The following is a 2,464-nucleotide window of genomic DNA, read 5'->3' on the forward strand; positions in this document are numbered from 1 at the left end:
ACTTGGCGATTTTTTAAACCCAGCCTTAGCCCTGCTAGGACAAGGTTTAAAGAAATCACCAATTGGGCAAAAATTGGATTTTGCTAATCATTCCTATTTGTGCAAAGGTCTCTTTAAGTAAATATTATGATTTGTATAAAACTATAGACTTTGCAGATAAAGATGTATAGTTCTTCTTGCTCTAGATTGTTCGTTTTCTAAAGGTAATAAATCCTCTATATTGGTTATCGTTAACTTGGCATTTTTTTGTAGATTTTCATATAAAACAAGAATAAAAAAGTTATCCTCTTCTAACATCTCTCTTGCAATGAGTTGTATAACTTCCTTTCCCATATTTATCAAGTCTTGAAAACCATCAAGTGATGTGTATTCATATGTATTACTAGAACGACTGGTGCTACAGTTGTCTCTCCATTTAATATAACTTTTTGTAAAACTCTTTTTAAGTTCATCATCTAAACCTTCAATAGCCTCATTCAATTTTGTTATTTTTAATGCATCAAAAGGTTCTACCATAATAGACAAGTGCCTTGCTTTATATACATCAACAAAATCTGCATATTTAATATCTTTAGAATCTTCAAGTATTGTTACAGGCACTTTCTTGAGAGAATGTGTAACGCTTCCATAATTTGAACCATCCAAACCAGCCCTTTCATGTCTTACCAAAAAACCCTGATTCTCTTTAGATGTCCACGCCCCTGTATTAAAAAATGCATCATCATAGAGTCGAGACGCATAATCTACTACAAGTTCATTTCCAACTTTTACTGAGAATAAATCAACAGATGCATCGTCAGACCCGCTTTTAACAGGTACATAATTAAAGTTTGCCTTCCATTTATTTCCACTTGCACCCGTATGTACTACACTCCCAGCACTTGCATAGAGCTTAATAACATTATCTATATCTTTAGGTGGATTAATCCATGCATAATCAATTCCCATAGACCAGGCTATACAGTTGTATCTCTGTGAGTCAATGCCTATTCTACAAAATGTATTTTGGCTAATATTGGGCGCTTCTTTTTGCATAGCTTTAAATTGTTTGTCATTTAAAAAATATGGGTATTCTGAATCTATCACAAAGGTAAGCACCAAAGGATGTCCAGCAGGTGGGCAGTAATCATGATACACTTTTCCACCATCAACCTGCGCTGTAAAACTAAGCCCTATCTCATACTTTTTTTCTCGACCTTGGTTTTGAAGTTCTATAGCGGCATAATTACCACCTAAAGAATAAGAATCACAAAATTTCATATGTATAACGATACCGCCAAAACTATAAGTAACGCTGCCTTCTGAGCCAGCCGCAGCTAAAGAAGTGTCCTTCACAACAAACTTACTTGATGTTTTAGGGAATAGTAATCCGAGTGGAAAAGTGTCCCAATATCCCCATTTTAACGCTTTTGCAGATAACTTAAGCTCAAATAAAGTATTATTGACTAAATGAACGGTGGTAGAAAGATCCATAGTGAACTATCCTTGTGATTTTAAAATGATATAAATATATTTTGCTTATGAAATCGATTTTATAAAAAGCCGTAAAAAAACTGGATGCCCGCTCTCTGGGCAATAATTTTTATTCCAGCTACCATCACCAGTTTTAGCTTCGAAAGATATTGCGAATAATTCAGGATGAGAAGTACTAAAATAACAATAGTTGTTATCTGCAGAATACGAATCACAAAACCTTACAAGAAAAGTAACATTGATAGTAGAATTATTACCCTCTTCGTTAGTATCAGGAACTACAGCCTGATATGTAGCTGTCCCTTCCGAGCCTGCAGCAGCACCTGAAGGATCTTTCATAGAAAATGAAGCAGAATCAAAAGAACCAATTGAAGAAGGTGGTCCAGAATCCCAGTGACCATGTGCACTAGTGTGACCCACAAGCCCTAAAGTATAAGATGTATTATTTTTTAAATTAATATGTGTTGAAAGATCTGACATCAGTAGTAACCCCCTAAATTTATTTTTGTTCCAAAAGTTCAAACACCCGTCCCAGCCCGATACGATTTCTGTGTGTTGAATTCATATTATGAGACTTTTGCATAAGTAGGGATGATTAGCAAAACATGGCGTTTTGATGATTATTCATATTTATGCAAAGGTCTCATTATAATGCTTTTTGTTGAAAAAACAAGCCTAATTAAATCATAAAGTGTGCTCAACAACAAAACTTCTATTACTACGAGACCTTTGCATAAATAGTCAACCCTTAAAAACCCAAAACAACCAACCATAAAACCACTCTTAAACATTCAAAACAATCGCACTATATTTTGACTGACAATATTTTACTGAGTACAATAGAAAAAATAGCGACTTCTTACCATACACAACCCAACTTTTTGCCAAAACAAAAAAATAGCAGTGGCAATTAGCCATTTTCTCAAATTCCAAGCACAGGCAGCCATTAAAACATTAATCTCATCACCAACTTGCCCTTTGAGTAGGTTTC

General features: G+C 34.6%; 2 protein-coding genes. Both read right to left on the reverse strand.

What is annotated here, in order from left to right:
• Nucleotides 1-141: 141 nt before the first annotated feature.
• Nucleotides 142-1,473, reverse strand: coding sequence for a DUF7689 domain-containing protein (locus BBROOKSOX_RS10030; protein ID WP_139661591.1), 1,332 nt, complete (start codon nucleotides 1,471-1,473; stop codon nucleotides 142-144).
• 45 nt (nucleotides 1,474-1,518) lie between these two features.
• Nucleotides 1,519-1,953, reverse strand: a complete 435-nt coding sequence (locus BBROOKSOX_RS10035) for a hypothetical protein (protein WP_139661593.1) — start codon at nucleotides 1,951-1,953, stop codon at nucleotides 1,519-1,521.
• Nucleotides 1,954-2,464 lie beyond the last annotated feature (511 nt).

Source organism: bacterium endosymbiont of Bathymodiolus sp. 5 South (assembly GCF_900128535.1).
In the GTDB taxonomy this organism is placed as follows: Bacteria; Pseudomonadota; Gammaproteobacteria; order PS1; family Pseudothioglobaceae; genus Thiodubiliella.